Raw genomic sequence first — 15,791 nt, forward strand, 5'->3', positions numbered from 1 at the left:
GGATAACACCGCGCCTTGATACACCCACGCCGCGTATCAGCGCAATGACGCACGGCATTGCGCGGAAGGGGGTCAGGCGCCGTAGAAGACCCGGTCCATGACTTTGCGGGCGCGGCGGGTGACGCGCCGGTAGTCGTCGAGGAAGTCCTCGGAGCCGTCGGGCGGGTAGCCGAGGGTCTGCGCGAGCATCCGGCGCTCTCCCCCGTCGCGCGGGACGCTGTCGCCGGGACGGCCCTTCACCAGCATGATCGCGTCGCGCACCCGCGAGGCGAACCGCCAGGACTCCGCCAGCACCGTCTCGTCGTCCGGATCGAGCAGGCCCTCCCCCACGGCGGCCCGCAGCGCCTCCAGCGTGCGGGTGGTGCGCAGGGACGGGAGCGCGCCGGCGTGGCAGAGCTGGAGGAGCTGGGCCACCCACTCCACGTCGGACAGCCCGCCGGGCCCGAGCTTGGTGTGCAGGGCGGGGTCGGCGCCGCGCGGCAGCCGCTCGGCCTCCATGCGGGCCTTGAGCCGCCGGATCTCCCTGATCGCGTCGTCGCGCAGGCCGCTCTGCGGGTAACGCAGCTCGTCGATCATCGCGGTGAAGGCCGCCCCCAGCTCGGCGTCGCCGGCCGAGAAGCGGGCCCGCAGCAGCGCCTGCGCCTCCCACGGCGCCGACCAGCGGGAGTAGTAGGCGCGGTAGGAGGCCAGCGTGCGCACCAGCGGCCCCTGGCGACCCTCCGGGCGCAGGTCGGGGTCGATGAGCAGGGGCGGGTCGGGGGCGGGCAGCGACAGCAGGCGGCGCAGCTCGTTGGCGACGGCGAACGCGGCGTCGCCGGCCTCCCGCTCATCGGCCCCGGGCCGCGGCGAGTGCACGAACATGACGTCGGCGTCGCTGGCGTAGGAGCACTCCATGCCGCCCAGCCGGCCCATCGCGATGATCGCGAAGGAGGTGACGGGCGGGACCTTGCTGAGCGCGGCGTCGAGCGCGGCCTGGAGGGTCACGTCGTTGAGCCGCGACAGGGCGGTGCCGACGGTCTCGATGTCGATCAGGCCGGAGATGTCGGCCACGGCGGTGCGGAACAGCTCTTTGCGGCGCAGCGCCCGCACCGCCGTGACGGCGCCCTCGGGGTCGCCGGCGTAGCGGGACACGGCGGCGGACGCCTCGCCGAGCAGCGACTCCGGCGGGCGCACGGCCAGCTCGTCGTCGGAGCCCAGCATCGCCACCGCGTCGGGGGCGTGCATGAGCAGGCCGGTGGCGTAGCGGCTGGTGCCGAGCACGCGCGCCATCCTGGCCGCCACGGCGGTCTCGTCGCGCAGCAGCCGCAGGTACCACGGCGTGCTGCCCAGCTTGTCGCTGACCTGGCGGAACCCGAGCAGCGCGGCGTCGGGGTCGGGCGTGTCGGCGAACCAGCCGAGCATGACCGGCAGCAGCGTGCGCTGGATGGCGGCCCGCCGGGACACGCCGGTGGACAGGTTCGCGATGTGCCGCAGCGCGCCGCGCGGATCGACGTAGCCGAGCGCCTCCAGCCGGGCCGCCGCGGCGGCGGTGGACAGCCGCGCCTCCGACTCGGGCAGCCGCGCCACGGCCTGCAGCAGCGGCCGGTAGAACAGCTTCTCGTGCAGCCGCCGCGCCTCCATCGCGTGCCGCCGCCACCGCGCCGTGAACTCGCCGACGGGGTCGGCCTGCATGCCCAGCGCCCGCCCCAGCCTGCGTAGATCGTCGTCGCCGGTGGGCACGACGTGGGTGCGGCGCAGCCGGTGGAGCTGCAGCAGGTGCTCGACCTGCCGCAGGAACGTGTACGCCTCGGCCAGCCCGCGCGAGTCGTCGCGGCCGACGTAGCCGCCCCGCGACAGCGCCGCCAGCGCGGGGAGCGTGGCCCTGCGGCGCAGCAGCGGGTCGAGCCGGCCGTGCACGAGCTGCAGGAGCTGCACGGCGAACTCGATGTCGCGCAGCCCGCCCGGCCCCAGCTTGAGCTGCCGCTCACCCTCGGCCCGCACGTGGGCCTCGACACGGCGGCGCATGGCCTGCACGTCCTCGACGAAGTGCTCGCGGGTGGCGGCCGACCACACCATCTCGTTGACCGCCTCGACGTAGGCGGCGCCCAGCTCCAGGTCGCCGGCTACGGGCCGGGCCTTGAGCAGGGCCTGGAACTCCCACGTCTTGGCCCAGCGGCGGTAGTAGGCGAGGTGGCTGGCCAGCGTGCGCACCAGCGGCCCCGAGCGGCCCTCGGGGCGCAGCCCGGCGTCCACCTCCCACAGCGAGCCCTCGGGGGTGGTGGCGGAGCAGGCCCGCATCATGGCCTGGGCCAGCCGGGTGGCGGCGCGCAGCGCCTTGGCCTCGTCGGCGCCCTCCCTCGGCTCCGCCACGAAGATCACATCGACGTCGCTGATGTAGTTGAGCTCCCTGGCGCCGCACTTGCCCATGCCGATGACGGCGAAGCGCACCTCGCCGGCCTCGACCTCGGTGCGGGCGACGGCGAGCGCGGCCTCCAGGGCGGCGCCGGCCAGGTCGGACAGCTCGGCCGTGACCTCGCCGAGCGTGGCCTGGCCGGTCAGGTCGCGGGCGGCCAGGTGCGCCAGGCGGCCCCGGTAGGCGACGCGCAGCGCCGTCAGCGCGCCGGTGCCGCCCTCGGCGGCGCGCGGCTCGCTCTCGCCAGGCTCGGCGCCGACCGCCCGCAGCAGCTCGGCCCTGGCCTCGCCCAGCCGCTGCTCGGCCAGGCGGGCCACCTGGCCGGGGTGGCGGACCAGGTGCTCGCCGAGCGCGGCGCTGACGCCCAGCACGGCCAGGAGCCTGCTGCGCAGGACCTCGTCGGAGCGGACGGCGTCGAGGACGGCCGGCTCGCGCTCGACCAGGCGGATCAGCGAGACCAGCGCCTGATCGGGATCGGCCACCTCGACCAGGGACTCCAGGATGTCGTCCAGGTCGGCCTCCGACTGGCGGACGAGCTGCGCCGCCCTGGCGGCGTCGGCGAAGCCGAGCTTCGCGAGGCGCGCGGCGGTGGATTCGATCCTGGGCACCCCTCCATCTTGACAGCTCTTCCGCGTTTCGCCGTAACATACGAACGCAACGTTGCGTTGCGTTCCGAGGGGGTCGAAATGGCGGCAGGGCGGGTTCCGGCAGGTGTGGCGTGGGGGTTGCTGGCCGCCTGGGCGGTGCACGACGCGGAGGAGCTGGCGACGATGGCGCGGTGGACGCGGGGGGCGCGGCCCCGCCTGGAGGAGCGCTTCCCGCGGGTGCCGTGGGAGCGGATGGAGGTGTCGCAGGCGCACGCGAGCGTGGCCATCGGGCTGATGGGCGGGGTCATGGCCACGGCCTCGGCGCTGGGGGCGCGCACGGGCGGGCGGAGCGCGGTGTTCCAGGCGGCGCTGGCCGGGTTCGGGGTGCACGGGGTGGTGCATCTCGCCCAGGCCGCGCTCTTTCGCGGGTACACGCCGGGCGTGGTGACGGCGCCGGTCGTCGTGATCCCGTACGCGGTGTGGGCGTGGCGGCGGCTGCGGCGGGCGGGGGTGCCGGCGACCGGGCCGGGGGCTGCGGTGGCGGCGTTCCCGCTGGTCCTGGCGGGCGTGCACGCCGCCGCGCACGCCCTCACCTCAGGCAGGAAAAAGGTCAGGCGGGGCGGCCTTTCCTGACGATGTCGGCGAACGCGCGCGCCGCCGGGCGCCAGGTGGCCACCAGCGCGCTCTCGGCGGCCTTCACCCCGGCGTTGAGCTCCTCGGCCGCGTCCAGGCCGGAGTCCGCCGTCCACGAGGCGAAGATCTCCGGCGTGGCCTCGGGGTGGAACTGCACCGCCCAGGCCGCCTCGCCGAGCCGGTAGGCCTGGTTCGGGTACTGGGCGCCGGTCATCAGCGGCACGGCCCCGTCGGGCAGCCGCGTCATGGCGTCCTGGTGGTACTGGATCGCCACGGCGGTGGTGATGCCCGACAGCAGGGGGTCGGTGGCGGCGGCGGGCAGCGCGACGACCTCGCGGGCGCCCACCTCCAGCCCGTTCCCGCCGCGCTCCACCGTCCCGCCGCACGCCAGGGTGAGCAGCTGCGCGCCCAGGCAGATGGCCAGCGTGGGGGTGGCGTCGTCGACGGCGCGGCGCAGCAGGTCGCGGGTGGCGGGCTGCCAGGGGCTGCGCTCGTCCTCCCAGGCCGCCGCCGCACCGCCGAGCACGACGAGCCCGTCCGCCGCCCGCTCGGGGACCTCCTCCCCCAGGTACGGCCGCACGACCTCGCAGGCGACGCCGAGCCACTGCGCGAGGTAACCGAGCCCGGCCTCGGCCTCATGTTCGATGACGGTGATTCGCATATGAGGAATTATGTGGAGATTATGAGGATTGACGAGGTCGGCGGTCTGCGGATCGCCACGTTCGGAACGGGACCACGCACGATCATCGCCGTCCACGGCATCACCGCCTCGCTCATGGCCTGGGCCGGGGTCGGGCGGCGGCTGCCGAAGGGCTGGTCGCTGGTGGCCATGGACCTGCGCGGGCGCGGGCACAGTGCGGGCCTGCCCGGCCCGTACGGGCTGCCCAGGCATGCCGAGGACGTGCTGCGCGTGGCCGACCACGTCGGAGCCGGCCCGGACGCGGTGCTGACGGGCCACTCCATGGGCGCGTACGTGGCGGCGCTCGCCGGCGCCCGGCGCGAGTTCGCCAGGGTCGTGCTGGTGGACGGCGGGATCCCGCTGGCGCCGATCCCCGAGGGCAAGGACCCCGACGCGGCACTGGAGGCGGCGCTCGGCCCGGCACTGGCCCGGCTGCGGCAGACGTTCCCGTCGGCGGAGGCGTACGTGGACTTCTTCCAGGCGCACCCGGCCTTCGCCGGCCGCTGGAACGCCGACGTCGAGGCGTACGTGCGCTACGACCTGACGGGCCCCGAAGGCGCGCTGCGCTCACGCGTGGCGGGCGAGGCGGTGCTGGCCGACGGCCGGTGGCTGCACCTGGAGCGGGAGGCCATCAGGGCGGCGCTGGAGGCGATCAAGGCGCCGCTGTTCCTGCTCAGGGCGCCGCGCGGGCTGCTCGACCAGGAGACGGGGATGCTGCCCGACGACCTGGTGCGGCCCTGGAAGGAGCGGCTGCCGGGGCTGCGCGACGAGGTGGTGCCCGGCTGCAACCACTACACGATCCTGTTCGACGAGCGCTGCGTGGCCACCGTCGTGGACCGGCTGACCGCTTAGAACGGCGAAGGCCCCCGAGAGCGGCTCGGGGGCCTTGGTCCGTTCGTTCGAAGAGAGCTCAGCGTGGAGCGATCCACGTGGCGCGGGCGGCGGCGACCAGCGTGCCGTCCACCTCGTAGATGGCGCTCTGGCCGAACATCTTGCGGCCGTCGCGCCCGGTCGGGCGGGCCACCACGGAGTAGCGGCCACCCGGCAGCACCGGGCGGTGGATCTGCACGGCCAGGCGGCCGAGCAGGGCGCTCTCACCGGGGCCGAAGTGCGCCCAGCCGGTGATGCAGTCGAGCACCGCGCCGACGATGGAGGCGGGCACGCCGTCCTCGCCGGTCACGGTGAACGGCACCCGCCAGCCGGCCGCCACGAGGTCGGTGCCCTCCACCGGGCCGGGGAAGATCCGCAGGCCGTCACCGGGCTCGCGCAGGCCGCAAGCGAAGCACTCCGCGAACGGGTGCGCCTTGAGCCCCGCGAACCCGGCCTCGGCGCGGGCCGCGTCGTTGAACGGCACGAACCCGGGGCCCTCCAGGTCCTCGGCCACGGGGATCGCCTCGACGAGCAGCTTGTCGCCGTGCGAGAGGGACACCGTGTTGGCCACGTGCTCCAGCCGCAGCTCGGTCTCCAGCGGCGTGGGGGCGTGCAACGTGACCTCGACGGCTGATCGGTTACCGTTCAGCGCCTCCGCCATGGTGCCCGCGATCCAGCCGCCGTTGGCGACGCCCACAGGACCACGGAAGCGCTGGGGAACGGTCAACACGGTCTGCAGGGCAGCCGTCGTCATGCCACACCCTCCTATATCGCCACACAAGGCGAGAAGTCCGGAAATATCATAAAGAGCAGGCCGATTTTACTGGACTCCCGGTTTACCTAGGATGCGGGGGTCCGGTGGCTGCTCGGTACGTCTCCATAACGCCTTGAAGGGGCCCGAAACTTCCCCACCGGGTAACGAGACGCTAGGCGCCGCGGATCACGCGGATGTGACTCGGGGGTCAGAAGCAACGAAAATCGGCCCCACTCGGAAACCGCTCCGGGAGTGAGGCCGATCAAGGCGTTGGCAGTACCTTAACGAGGTTTCCGGCCCGCCGCGACCAAACGGCGGATTCTCGCCGATCGCGGAGCGGGGTGCGCGTCTCGGCCCATCCTCGGAGAGGCTGGTACCACACGCCTATGCTGGCGCGGCAGGGGTAGGTACGGCGGATCGGGCGGAAGGGTGTTGCGTGTGGAGGGGGCGAGGCTGCGGTACCCGCCGGGGGCCCTGGTCATCCTGACGGGGCTGCCGGGAGCGGGCAAGACCACGCTGCTGCGGCGCCTGTACGGCATGCACGGCGCCGAGAGCCTGCCCGTGACCTCCGGCGCGGTGGCGGTGATCGACTCGGCGCAGTCGAAGCGGCACTGGCAGGGCCGGCTCGCGTGGGCGCCCTACCCGGTGCGCCGCGCGGTGGTGTTCGTCACCCACGTGACGCGCATCCGGCAGGCCCTGACGCAGGGGCACGCGGTGGTGGCGCACAACCGGGGCTGCGGCCCGTACGTGCTGCGGGGTTTCGCCTGGCTGGCGCGCCGGCACGGCGCGGACTTCCACCTGCTCCTGCTGGACGCCCCGCCGGATGAGGCGCTGGCGGGGCAGCGGGCCAGGGGCCGGGTGGTGGCGGCCCGCACGTTCGCCCGGCATCAGCGCAGGTGGGACAGCCTGCTCACGCGGGTGAAGGGCGGCGACCCGGCTCCGGCGGCCGGGGCGCGCATCATGGACCGGGCGGAGGCCGGGCTGCTGGAGGCGATCGTGTTCGACTCGATCAGCGGCACCGGCCCGCGCCGGCCGTCGCGGACGTAGGTCAGAGCACGGGCAGGTAGCGGCCGAGCTCGAACTCGGTGACGTGGCGGCGGTACTCGCGCCACTCGCTGCGCTTGTTGCGCAGGAAGAAGTCGAAGACGTGCTCGCCCAGCGTCTCGGCCACCAGCTCGCTGCGCTCCATGACCTCGATCGCGTCGTTGAGCGAGCCGGGCAGCGGCTGGATGCCGAGGGCGCGCCGCTCGGCGCTGGTCAGGGTCCAGACGTTGTCCTCGGCGGCGGGCGGCAGGTCGTAGCTCTCCTCGATGCCCTTCAGCCCGGCGGCCAGGATCAGCGCGAAGGCCAGGTAGGGGTTGCAGGCGGAGTCGAGCGAGCGGAACTCGATGCGGGTCGAGCCGCCCTTGTGCGGCTTGTACATGGGCACCCGGACCAGGGCCGAGCGGTTGTTGTGGCCCCAGCACACGTAGGAGGGGGCCTCGCCGCCCAGCCCGGCGATGGCCTCGGCGCCGCCCCACAGCCGCTTGTAGGAGTTGACCCACTGGTTGGTGACGGCGGTGATCTCGGCGGCGTGCCGCAGCAGCCCCGCGATGAACGAGCGGCCGATCTTGGACAGCCGGTAGTCGGTGCCCGCCTCGTAGAAGGCGTTGCGGTCGCCCTCGAACAGCGACATGTGCGTGTGCATGCCGGAGCCGGGGTGCTCGGTGAACGGCTTGGGCATGAACGAGGCCCAGATGCCCTGCTCCAGCGCGACCTCCTTCATGACCAGGCGGAAGGTCATGATGTTGTCGGCCGTGGTGAGCGCGTCGGCGTAGCGCAGGTCGATCTCCTGCTGGCCGGGCGCGCCCTCGTGGTGGCTGAACTCGACGGAGATGCCCATCGACTCGAGCATCATGATCGCCTGGCGCCGGAAGTCGTGGCCGGAGCTGTGGGGCGTGTGGTCGAAGTAGCCGCCGGAGTCGATCGGCTCTGGCCGCTGGCCGGGCTCGGGACGGTTCTTCAGCAGGAAGAACTCGATCTCGGGGTGGGTGTAGAAGGTGAAGCCCATGTCGGCGCACTTGGCGAGCGTGCGCTTGAGCACCCAGCGCGGGTCGGCGTGCGACGGCGTGCCGTCGGGCATGAGGATGTCGCAGAAGATGCGCGCCGCGCCCGGCGTCTCGCTGCGCCACGGCAGGATCTGGAACGTGGCCGGGTCGGGCTTGGCCAGCATGTCGGACTCGTAGACGCGGGCGAAGCCCTCGATGGCCGACCCGTCGAACCCGATGCCCTCGGCGAAGGCCCCTTCCAGCTCGGCAGGCGCGATCGCGACGGACTTGAGGAAGCCGAGCACGTCGGTGAACCACAGCCGGATGAACCGGATGTCGCGTTCCTCGAGTGTGCGGAGCACGAACTCCTGCTGGCGGTCCACAGCATCCCCTCGTTCGACGGACGGTATCGGGTCACACACCAGCATGCCGTGTCCGTGTTTCGCACACGTTACGGGGGGTGCCGGTGCGAGCCTCGCTGACAAAGGGCCCGCCCCGACTTACTGTGATCACGCAGTCAGTCTCGGGGGAGGCATTGGTGGCCATCGACCTGCTCAATCACAAGCTCGATCGGGCGTTCGACCACATCGACGCGAGCGGCAACGGCGTCGTCGAGCGCGAGGACCTGCTGGGGCTGGGCGCCCGCATCCTGGTGGGCTTCGGGGAGTCCCCCACCTCGGTCACCGGGGCGAGTCTCGTGGAAAGCTTCGACCGCATCTGGTCCACCCTGTCGGAGACGCTGGAGCGCGACGGCGACTCCGGCATCGCGCGCCCCGACTTCCGCAGGGGGATGACGGCGGCGTTCGTCGAGGGCGACCGCTACGACGCGGTGTTCCGGCCGGCCACGGTCGCGGTGGCGGAGCTGTGCGACGGCGACGACGACGGGCAGATCGGGCCGGGCGAGTTCCGGACCATGCTGTGCGCGTTCGGGGTGGCCTACGACGACGTGGACGAGGCCTTCGACCGGCTCGACCGGGCGGGCAGGGGCACGCTGACCGTGGAGGAGCTGGTCGTGGCCGCCGCCGACTACTACCGCGGCGACGACCCCAACGCCGCCGGCAACTGGCTGTTCGGGCCCCTGTGATGACCACCACGACGACCGGCACCACCGTGTTCGCCGCCGTGCGCAGCACGGTGCGCACCGCGCTGCGCTCGGCGCTGACGTCCCTGCTGCCGCTGCCGCGCAGGGGCGGCTCGGCCGCGCTGGCGCTGCTGCCGCTGACCGAGCGGGTGCCCGCGATGGCGGCGCCGTGCCGGATGCACCCCGCCGTGTACGCGATCGAGGCCGCGGTCATCGACTGGGCCAGGCGCACCGGCCTGCGCGCCGACCCCGGCGTCGGCTACCACCGGATGGCGGGCCGGGCGTTCGCCGAGTTCGACGCGGCCGCGGCGGCGCTGTTCGCGCAGTGGCTGACCTGGCTGTTCCACCTGGACGACGAGCTGGACGAGCACGCGGGCCCGCTGGAGATCTTCCACGGCATGCTGAAGGGCAGCTCGCGCCACCCGCTGGAAGCGGCCTTCGCCGACCTGTGGCGGGTGACGAGCGTGCGGATGAGCGACCGGTGGCGGGCCAGGTTCGCGGTGGGGTTGCAGCGCCAGTACGACGCCTGCCGCGCCGAGGCGGAGAACCGGGCGGCGGGCCGGATGCCGACGCTGGAGGAGTACCCGGCGCTGCGCAGGGGCACGGTCGGGCCGTACCTGTACGACCTGGTGGAGCCGTGCCTGCGGGTGGAGGTGCCGGTGTGGCTGCACGAGTCGGACCCGTGGCGGCAGCTTGTGGACGCCTGCAGCGACGTCACCGCCTGGTGCAACGACGTGGCGTCGCGGCCGAAGGAGCGCGGCGACGTGCACAACTTCGTGGTGCTGGCGATGCGGCAGCTCGGGCTCGGCGAGCGGGAGGCGACGGCCTGGGTGCTCGACCGGATCGCGGGGCGCTGCCTCGACATGCGCAAGGCGGCCAGGCGGCTGCCGCTGGACGATCTGGAGCCGAAGACGGCCAGGGACGTCAGCAAGGTGGCGTGCGCGTACCTGGCGGCGCCGCGCGCCCACCTGGACTGGCTGCTGGAGTCCCAGCGCTACGCGTAGGCGACTCTCAGGCGTGGGGGCTCTCAGGCGTGGGGGGCGGGGCCGGCGGCGAGCATGTCGCCGGCCAGGGTGCGGCGGTAGACGACCTGCTTGCCGATGCGCATCCCGACCGCGAGCCCGCCGCCGCTGAGCACGCCGAGGTGCTGGCTGACCGCGCCGGGCGTGAGCGCCATGCGGGCGGCCAGCGCGGAGGTGGTGGCGGGCTCGGCGAGCGCGAGCAGGATCGCGGCCCGGCTCCTGCCGATCAGCGCGGACAGCGCGCCGGGCGCGGGCGGCGGGCCCTGCTCCCACAGCGTGCCGACGCCGTGCACGGGGTAGACGAGCATCGGCTGGTACGGCGCCGTCATCACGGCCACGGCCGGCCAGTAGAACGCGCTGGGCACCAGGATGAGCCCGTCGCCGTTGAGCCCGCCGTCGGCGCACCAGGGCCGGTCGATGAGCAGCCGCTCCCCCGTCCACACCACGGCCGGGTCGAGCCCGGCGAACAGCTCGCGCGCCCCGCCCTGGGCGAGCTGCCGCGAGCGGCGCAGCACGTCCCGCTCCAGCAGCGCGTACACGCGGGGCCAGAACTCGGCGAAGCACTCCTCCCAGTACGTCTCCAGCGCGTCCGCGACCCTGGACACCCCGGCGGCGGGGTCGGAGGCGAAGCGGGCGAGCGCGGCCGGGTCCGTGCCCTGGATCCGCCCGATCTCCCGGCGCGCCTGCTCGGGGTCGGTGCGCCTGACCCGGTCGAGCTCGGCGGCGAAGTCGGGCAGCGGCGTGTCGGGCGGCGGGGTGATGAAGTCGGCGAGGTAGCCGGTCGGGGGCACGAGCGCGAACAGCTCCGACAGGTCGAGCCCGGCCAGCCGGGGCCGCACGGCCTTGATCCAGGGCAGGTGGATCGACTGCCTGGCGGGCTGCTGGAGGGTGCGCAGGCTCGCCACGAGCTCCCACAGCGGGGAGAACGCGAACCGGAGGCGCGCGACGTCGTCGGGCGTCAGCACCCACGTGATGGACATGCTTTTAGTCTGCGCTAAATCGTTCGCCGTACAAAGCCGGAAATCTCACTCTTTGAGGCGTGTCGAGCTCTACCGTCGAGAAAACCTCTTCTTTCCTCAAGGCGCAGGTCGCCGGGCTGCCCCGCCCGTTCTGGGCTCTTTGGGGCGGCACGCTGGTGAACCGCCTGGGGACCATGGTGATGCCCTTCACGGGCGTCTATCTCACCCAGAGCCGCGGCCTGTCCGTGGCCGCCGCGGGCCTCGTGATGGGCCTGTTCGGGGTGGGCTCGCTGCTGTCGCAGCTCGTGGCGGGCGTGCTGACGGACCGCATCGGGCGGCGGGCCACGCTGTCGGGCGGCATGCTGGCCACCGCCGTGTGCATGCTGGCGCTGGGCTACAGCACCTCGCTGCCCGCGATCCTGGCCTCGATGTTCGCGCTCGGCCTGGTGGTGGACGTCTACCGGCCGGCTTCGAGCGCGCTGGTCGCCGACCTCGTCTCCCCCGAGGAGCGGCCCCGGGCGTACGGGCTGCTGTTCTGGGCGATCAACCTGGGTTACTCGGTGGGCATGACGGCCGGCGGCTGGCTGGCCGGGCTCGGGTTCGTCTGGCTGTTCTGGATCGACGCGCTGTCCAGCGTGGTCTTCGCCGTGCTGGTGTGGCGGGCGGTGCCGGAGACCCGGCCGGAAACGAGGCAGAAGACCGGCGGGTTCGGGGTGGTGCTGCGCGACCGGGTGATGGTCGGGTTCACGCTGGTGGTGCTGGGCAACGCGCTGGTCTACGCGCAGACGATGACCATGCTGCCGGTGGCGATGACCGGCGTCGTGAAGCTGTCGTCCCAGGAGTTCGGGCTGGCCATGGCCATGAACGGGATCCTCATCGTCATCGTGCAGCCGCTGGTGTCCGGCCGGCTGGGGCGGATGGACCCGGCGCGCACGTTCGCGCTGGGGGTGGCGGTGATGGCCGCGGGGTTCGCGATGACCGCGTTCGTGACCACCACGCTCGGGCTGGCGGTGACGATCGCCATCTGGACGGCCGGCGAGATCATCACGGCCGGCATCCCGGGCGCCATCGTGGCCGCGCTGGCCCCCGCCGAGCTGCGCGGGCGCTACTCGGGGCTGTTCGGGCTCGCGTGGTCGCTGGCGGCGGTGCTGGCGCCGCTGGCCGGCGGGCCGCTGCTGGAGCTGGGGCCGCGGGTCCTGTGGTTCACGATCGGCGGGGTCGGCCTGGCGGCCGCCGCCGGCATGCTGCTGCTGGGGCCTGCCGTGCGCCGCCGTGACCCGGTATCGTCGCTCTGACCAGGTGCGGAGCGCGTTGAGAAAATTTTGATCGGACGTTGGCAGCCCACCGATAATTTTCACCCGGTCACGGGGTGGGAAGGGCGGATGGGATGCGCCGCGCAGGTCTGGCGCGAGGCGTGGCGATCGGGATGGCCACGCTCGCCGTGGTGTTCGAGCTCACCGACATCTGGGTGACGGCACAGCTGCCGCAGCCGTCGTGGACGCCGCTGCCGCTCGCGCCCGAGGACATGGCGGGCACGGCGTTCTCCGTCTTCGGCGCGATCCTCGTGCACAGCAGGCCGCGGCTGGTGATCGGCTGGCTGCTGTGCGCGGGCGGGCTGAGCGCCGCGGCCAACATCCTGACGGCCAACACCTTCCACCTGCTCTACGGCGACCCCGCCGCGGGCCGCCCGATCATCAACCTCACGTGGCACGTGCTGCAGCTGACGCTCGGCGTGCTGCTCCCCCTCCTCTACCCGGCCGGCAGGCTGCTGTCGCGGCGCTGGCGCTGGGTGGTCGTGCTGGCCGTGGCGGGCATGGCCCTCGACTGGGCCGGCGTGCTGAGCGGGCAGGGCGCGCTCAGGCAGCCCGCCCACTGGACGGTGTCGGCGGCCATGACGCTGGCGTTCGTCTCGCTCGTGGTGCGGTTCGCGCGCGGCGACGCGACCGAGCGGCGCCAGCTCCTCTGGGTGATGATGACGCTGCCGGGGCTGCTGGTGCCGTGGGTGCTGGGCGACCCCTTCTGGTGGCTGGCCACCCTCTTCATCCCGCTCATCCCGGCGGCCATCGCGGTGGCGGTGCTGCGCTACCGGTTGTTCGGCATCGACACGCTGATCAGCCGCGCGCTGATCGGCACCGGGCTGGTCATCGTGACCACCGGCGTGTACGTCGCCGCCAGCGCCGCGAGCAGCATCTTCCTCGCCGAGGTGGACCGGGTCGCGGGCGTCGCGGCGGCGGTGTTCGCCGGGGCCGCGTTCCAGCCGATGCGGCGCGGCATGCAACGCGGCATCGACCGGCTCCTGTACGGCAGCACCGGCGTGCCCGGCTCGCTGGCCAGGCGGCTGCGGCACCGGCTGCAGCACGCCGACCCGGTGCACGGCCTGCTGGCCACCCTCGACACGCTGCGCGAGGGCCTGTCGGTCACGGGCGTGACGGTCGAGCTGGACGGCGCCGTCACCACGTCCGGCACCGTCTCCGCCGGCGCGCCCGCGCGGGTGATCCCGCTGGTGTGGCACGGGGAGCCGGTCGGGCTGCTGCTGGTCGGGCCGACCGACCGCCGCAGGTTCCCCGCCGCGCACGACGAGCGGGTGCTCGCCACGCTCACCCCGTACATCGCCGACGCGGCGCACGCGGTGCGGCTGACGGCCGCGTTGCAGCGCTCGCGCGAGCGCATCCTGACCGCGCGCGAGGAGGAGCGGCGGCGGCTGCGGCGCGACCTGCACGACGGGCTCGGCCAGTCGCTGACCGGCATGGCCATGTCGATCAACGCCGCGCGGCTGTCCGTGCGCACCGCGCCGGAGCGCGCCGACCTGCTGCTGGCCGAGCTGCGGGCCGGCATGGACGCCGTCAGCGGCGACATCAGGCAGCTCGTGTACGACCTGCGCCCGCCGGCGCTCGACGAGCTGGGCCTGGCCGGGGCGCTGGCGGAGCTGGCCGGCGCCCCGGTCGAGGTCTCCGGCCGCCTCGACGGGCTGCCCGCGGCGGTCGAGGTGGCCGCGTACCGGATCGTGCAGGAAGCGCTCACCAACGCGCGCAAGCACGCGGGCGCCGCCACGATCACGGTCGCGCTGCGGCGCGGCGAGACGTTGCGGATCACCGTCACCGACGACGGGAGCGGGATCCCGCCGGACGCGCGGCCGGGGGTGGGGCTGGGCTCGATGCGCGAGCGGGCCGCCGAGCTCGGGGGCACGTGCGTGGTCCGGGACGCGGAGGGAGGGGGCACGGTGGTGGAGGCCGAGCTACCGCTCTGAGCACGATGCGATATCTCCCCATATACCCAGGCCCGTTCTCCCTCTACAGTTACGCCTGACATGCTGACTTTCACCGCTCTCGGACCGTTCCAGGCCTGGGCCGACGGAACCCCCCTCGACCTCGGCGGCCAGCGGCAGCGGGCGGTGCTCGCGCGCCTGCTCGTCGCCGGCGGGCGCGCCGTGCCCGTGCACACCCTCATCGACGAGCTCTGGCCGGGCGAGCCCCCGGCGCAGGCCCTGTCCACCATCCAGGGCTACGTCTCGCGGCTGCGCCGCGCGCTGGAGCCCGGCCGCGCGCCCCGCGAGGAGGCGGAGGTGCTGGTGTCCGCGCCGCCCGGGTACGCGCTGCGCGCCCGTACCGAGCAGGTGGACGCCTGGCACTTCGAGAGCCTGGCCAAGTCCGACGGCCCGCCCGCGCGCGTGTGGGAGGCCATGGAGAGCGCGCTCGGGCTGTGGCGGGGGCCGGCGCTGGCCGAGTTCGCCGAGCTGAGCTGGGCCGCGACCGAGGCCGGGCGGCTGGAGGAGCTGCGGCTGATCGCCGTCGAGCGGCGCGCCGACGCCGGGCTCGCACTGGGGCGGGCGACGGCGCTGGTGGCGGACCTGGAGGCGCACGCGTCGGCGTACCCGCTGCGGGAGGAGGCGTGGCGGCTGCTGGCCGTGGCGCTCTACCGGATGGGGCGCCAGGGCGACGCGCTGGCGGCGCTGCGCAGGGCGCGCGCCGTGTGGCGGGACGAGCTGGGGCTCGACCTGTCGGCGGGGCTGAAGCGGCTGGAGGCCGACATGCTGGCCCAGCGCCTGGAGGAGCCGCCGGTCGCCGTCACGGGCCCCGTGGTGGAAGGTCCGGTGGACGGGCCGGTGGACGGGCCGGTGGACGGGCCGGTGCTTCGGGTGCTGGTGGCCGACGACCAGGCGCTGGTGCGTACCGGGCTGAAGGCCATGCTGGACAGCGAGGCCGGGTTCGCGCTGGCGGGCGAGGCGGCCAACGGCGAGGAGGCGATCGCGGGCGTCCGCGAGACGCGGCCCGACGTGGTGCTGCTCGACATCCAGATGCCGCGCCTCGACGGCCTGGCCGCCGCCCGCCGGATCCTGGCCGGCGAGCGCCCGCCGAAGGTCGTGATGATGACCACGTTCGGCAGCGACGAGAACCTGTACGCGGCGCTGCGGGCGGGCGTGAGCGGGTTCGTGCTGAAGACGTCGCCGCCCGAGCAGATCCTGGCCGCGCTCAGGGCGGCCGCCGCCGGGGACGCGCTCATCGACCCGGCCGTGACGACGCGGCTGATCTCGGCGTTCACCGGGCGCCCGGACCCCGACTCCCCTCCGGCGCTGGCCGGGCTGCCCGACGACCGGCTGGACGTGCTCAAACTCGTCGCGCGAGGGCTGACCAACCGGCAGATCGGCCAGACGCTGGCGTTGCCGGAGGAGGAGGTGGGCCTGGTGGTGAAGTCGCTGCTGGAGCACCTCGGGCTGTTCGACCGGGCACAGCTCGTGATGGCCGCGTACGAGTCGGGCCTGGTCACCCCTGGAGGCAAATGACCGCCTT

General features: G+C 73.8%; 13 protein-coding genes. 8 read left to right on the forward strand and 5 right to left on the reverse strand.

All coding sequences use genetic code 11. From position 1 onward, the window contains the following. Nucleotides 1-72 precede the first annotated feature (72 nt). Nucleotides 73-3,000 (reverse strand): bifunctional [glutamine synthetase] adenylyltransferase/[glutamine synthetase]-adenylyl-L-tyrosine phosphorylase, encoded by a 2,928-nt coding sequence (locus tag HCN51_RS15150; protein WP_168010257.1) that lies wholly within the window; start codon nt 2,998-3,000, stop codon nt 73-75. A 78-nt stretch (nt 3,001-3,078) separates the two neighbouring features. Here HCN51_RS15150 and HCN51_RS15155 point away from each other — a divergent pair, with 78 nt between their 5' ends. Further along, entirely contained in the window at nt 3,079-3,612 is a 534-nt protein-coding gene (locus HCN51_RS15155) for an HXXEE domain-containing protein (protein ID WP_206067033.1), read from the forward strand. Here HCN51_RS15155 and HCN51_RS15160 read toward each other — a convergent pair. Beyond that, nucleotides 3,590-4,273 carry a type 1 glutamine amidotransferase gene (locus HCN51_RS15160; RefSeq protein WP_168010258.1) on the reverse strand — a complete coding sequence of 228 codons (684 nt, stop codon included), beginning with the start codon at nt 4,271-4,273 and terminating at the stop codon, nt 3,590-3,592. The genes HCN51_RS15155 and HCN51_RS15160 overlap by 23 nt on opposite strands. 21 nt (nt 4,274-4,294) lie before the next feature. Here HCN51_RS15160 and HCN51_RS15165 point away from each other — a divergent pair, with 21 nt between their 5' ends. Further along, nucleotides 4,295-5,143, forward strand: a complete 849-nt coding sequence (locus HCN51_RS15165; RefSeq protein ID WP_206067034.1) for an alpha/beta fold hydrolase — start codon at nt 4,295-4,297, stop codon at nt 5,141-5,143. Nucleotides 5,144-5,201: 58 nt separating this feature from the next. On the opposite strand, the gene HCN51_RS15170 is transcribed toward HCN51_RS15165, so the two are convergent. Beyond that, entirely contained in the window at nt 5,202-5,915 is a 714-nt protein-coding gene (locus HCN51_RS15170; protein ID WP_168010260.1) for a PaaI family thioesterase, read from the reverse strand. Nucleotides 5,916-6,353: 438 nt separating this feature from the next. Between HCN51_RS15170 and HCN51_RS15175 the strand changes: the two genes are divergently transcribed. After that, the gene (locus HCN51_RS15175) at nt 6,354-6,962 is read left to right on the forward strand and encodes an ATP-binding protein (RefSeq protein WP_346433653.1); all 609 of its coding nucleotides are present in this window, start codon (nt 6,354-6,356) and stop codon (nt 6,960-6,962) included. A 1-nt stretch (nt 6,963) separates the two neighbouring features. Here HCN51_RS15175 and HCN51_RS15180 read toward each other — a convergent pair whose 3' ends face one another. After that, nucleotides 6,964-8,325 (reverse strand): glutamine synthetase family protein, encoded by a 1,362-nt coding sequence (locus tag HCN51_RS15180; RefSeq protein ID WP_080041245.1) that lies wholly within the window; start codon nt 8,323-8,325, stop codon nt 6,964-6,966. Nucleotides 8,326-8,480: 155 nt separating this feature from the next. Between HCN51_RS15180 and HCN51_RS15185 the strand changes: the two genes are divergently transcribed. After that, nucleotides 8,481-9,026 carry an EF-hand domain-containing protein gene (locus tag HCN51_RS15185; RefSeq protein ID WP_168010262.1) on the forward strand — a complete coding sequence of 182 codons (546 nt, stop codon included), beginning with the start codon at nt 8,481-8,483 and terminating at the stop codon, nt 9,024-9,026. Next, nucleotides 9,026-10,027: a terpene synthase family protein gene (locus tag HCN51_RS15190; RefSeq protein WP_168010263.1), complete on the forward strand. Its 1,002-nt coding sequence runs from the start codon at nt 9,026-9,028 to the stop codon at nt 10,025-10,027. The genes HCN51_RS15185 and HCN51_RS15190 overlap by 1 nt, the downstream gene beginning before the upstream one ends. 23 nt (nt 10,028-10,050) lie before the next feature. Here the strand turns inward: HCN51_RS15190 and HCN51_RS15195 are convergent, their stop codons facing one another. Then, entirely contained in the window at nt 10,051-11,025 is a 975-nt protein-coding gene (locus tag HCN51_RS15195; protein WP_168010264.1) for a DUF5937 family protein, read from the reverse strand. Between the two features lie 59 nt (nt 11,026-11,084). Between HCN51_RS15195 and HCN51_RS15200 the strand changes: the two genes are divergently transcribed. The 3 genes from HCN51_RS15200 to HCN51_RS15210 all read left to right on the forward strand — a co-directional run bounded on the left by HCN51_RS15200 (nt 11,085) and on the right by HCN51_RS15210 (nt 15,784). Then, entirely contained in the window at nt 11,085-12,299 is a 1,215-nt protein-coding gene (locus HCN51_RS15200) for an MFS transporter (protein WP_168010265.1), read from the forward strand. A gap of 92 nt (nt 12,300-12,391) precedes the next feature. After that, on the forward strand, nt 12,392-14,251 hold the full coding sequence (locus tag HCN51_RS15205; RefSeq protein WP_168010266.1) for a sensor histidine kinase: 1,860 nt from the start codon (nt 12,392-12,394) through the stop codon (nt 14,249-14,251). A gap of 60 nt (nt 14,252-14,311) precedes the next feature. Then, nucleotides 14,312-15,784, forward strand: coding sequence for a BTAD domain-containing putative transcriptional regulator (locus HCN51_RS15210; RefSeq protein ID WP_168010267.1), 1,473 nt, complete (start codon nt 14,312-14,314; stop codon nt 15,782-15,784). The last annotated feature ends 7 nt before the right edge of the window (nt 15,785-15,791 follow it).

Origin of the sequence: Nonomuraea composti, assembly GCF_012034275.1 — a bacterium.
Lineage (GTDB): Bacteria > Actinomycetota > Actinomycetes > Streptosporangiales > Streptosporangiaceae > Nonomuraea > Nonomuraea composti.

Coding starts and splice junctions, on each gene's coding strand:
- HCN51_RS15170 (WP_168010260.1), bottom strand. CDS start 5,915: ATGACGACGGCTGCCCTGCAGACCGTGTTGACCGTTCCCCAGCGCTTC.
- HCN51_RS15155 (WP_206067033.1), top strand. CDS start 3,079: ATGGCGGCAGGGCGGGTTCCGGCAGGTGTGGCGTGGGGGTTGCTGGCC.
- HCN51_RS15190 (WP_168010263.1), top strand. CDS start 9,026: ATGACCACCACGACGACCGGCACCACCGTGTTCGCCGCCGTGCGCAGC.
- HCN51_RS15165 (WP_206067034.1), top strand. CDS start 4,295: ATGAGGATTGACGAGGTCGGCGGTCTGCGGATCGCCACGTTCGGAACG.
- HCN51_RS15210 (WP_168010267.1), top strand. CDS start 14,312: ATGCTGACTTTCACCGCTCTCGGACCGTTCCAGGCCTGGGCCGACGGA.
- HCN51_RS15160 (WP_168010258.1), bottom strand. CDS start 4,273: ATGCGAATCACCGTCATCGAACATGAGGCCGAGGCCGGGCTCGGTTAC.
- HCN51_RS15205 (WP_168010266.1), top strand. CDS start 12,392: ATGCGCCGCGCAGGTCTGGCGCGAGGCGTGGCGATCGGGATGGCCACG.
- HCN51_RS15195 (WP_168010264.1), bottom strand. CDS start 11,025: ATGTCCATCACGTGGGTGCTGACGCCCGACGACGTCGCGCGCCTCCGG.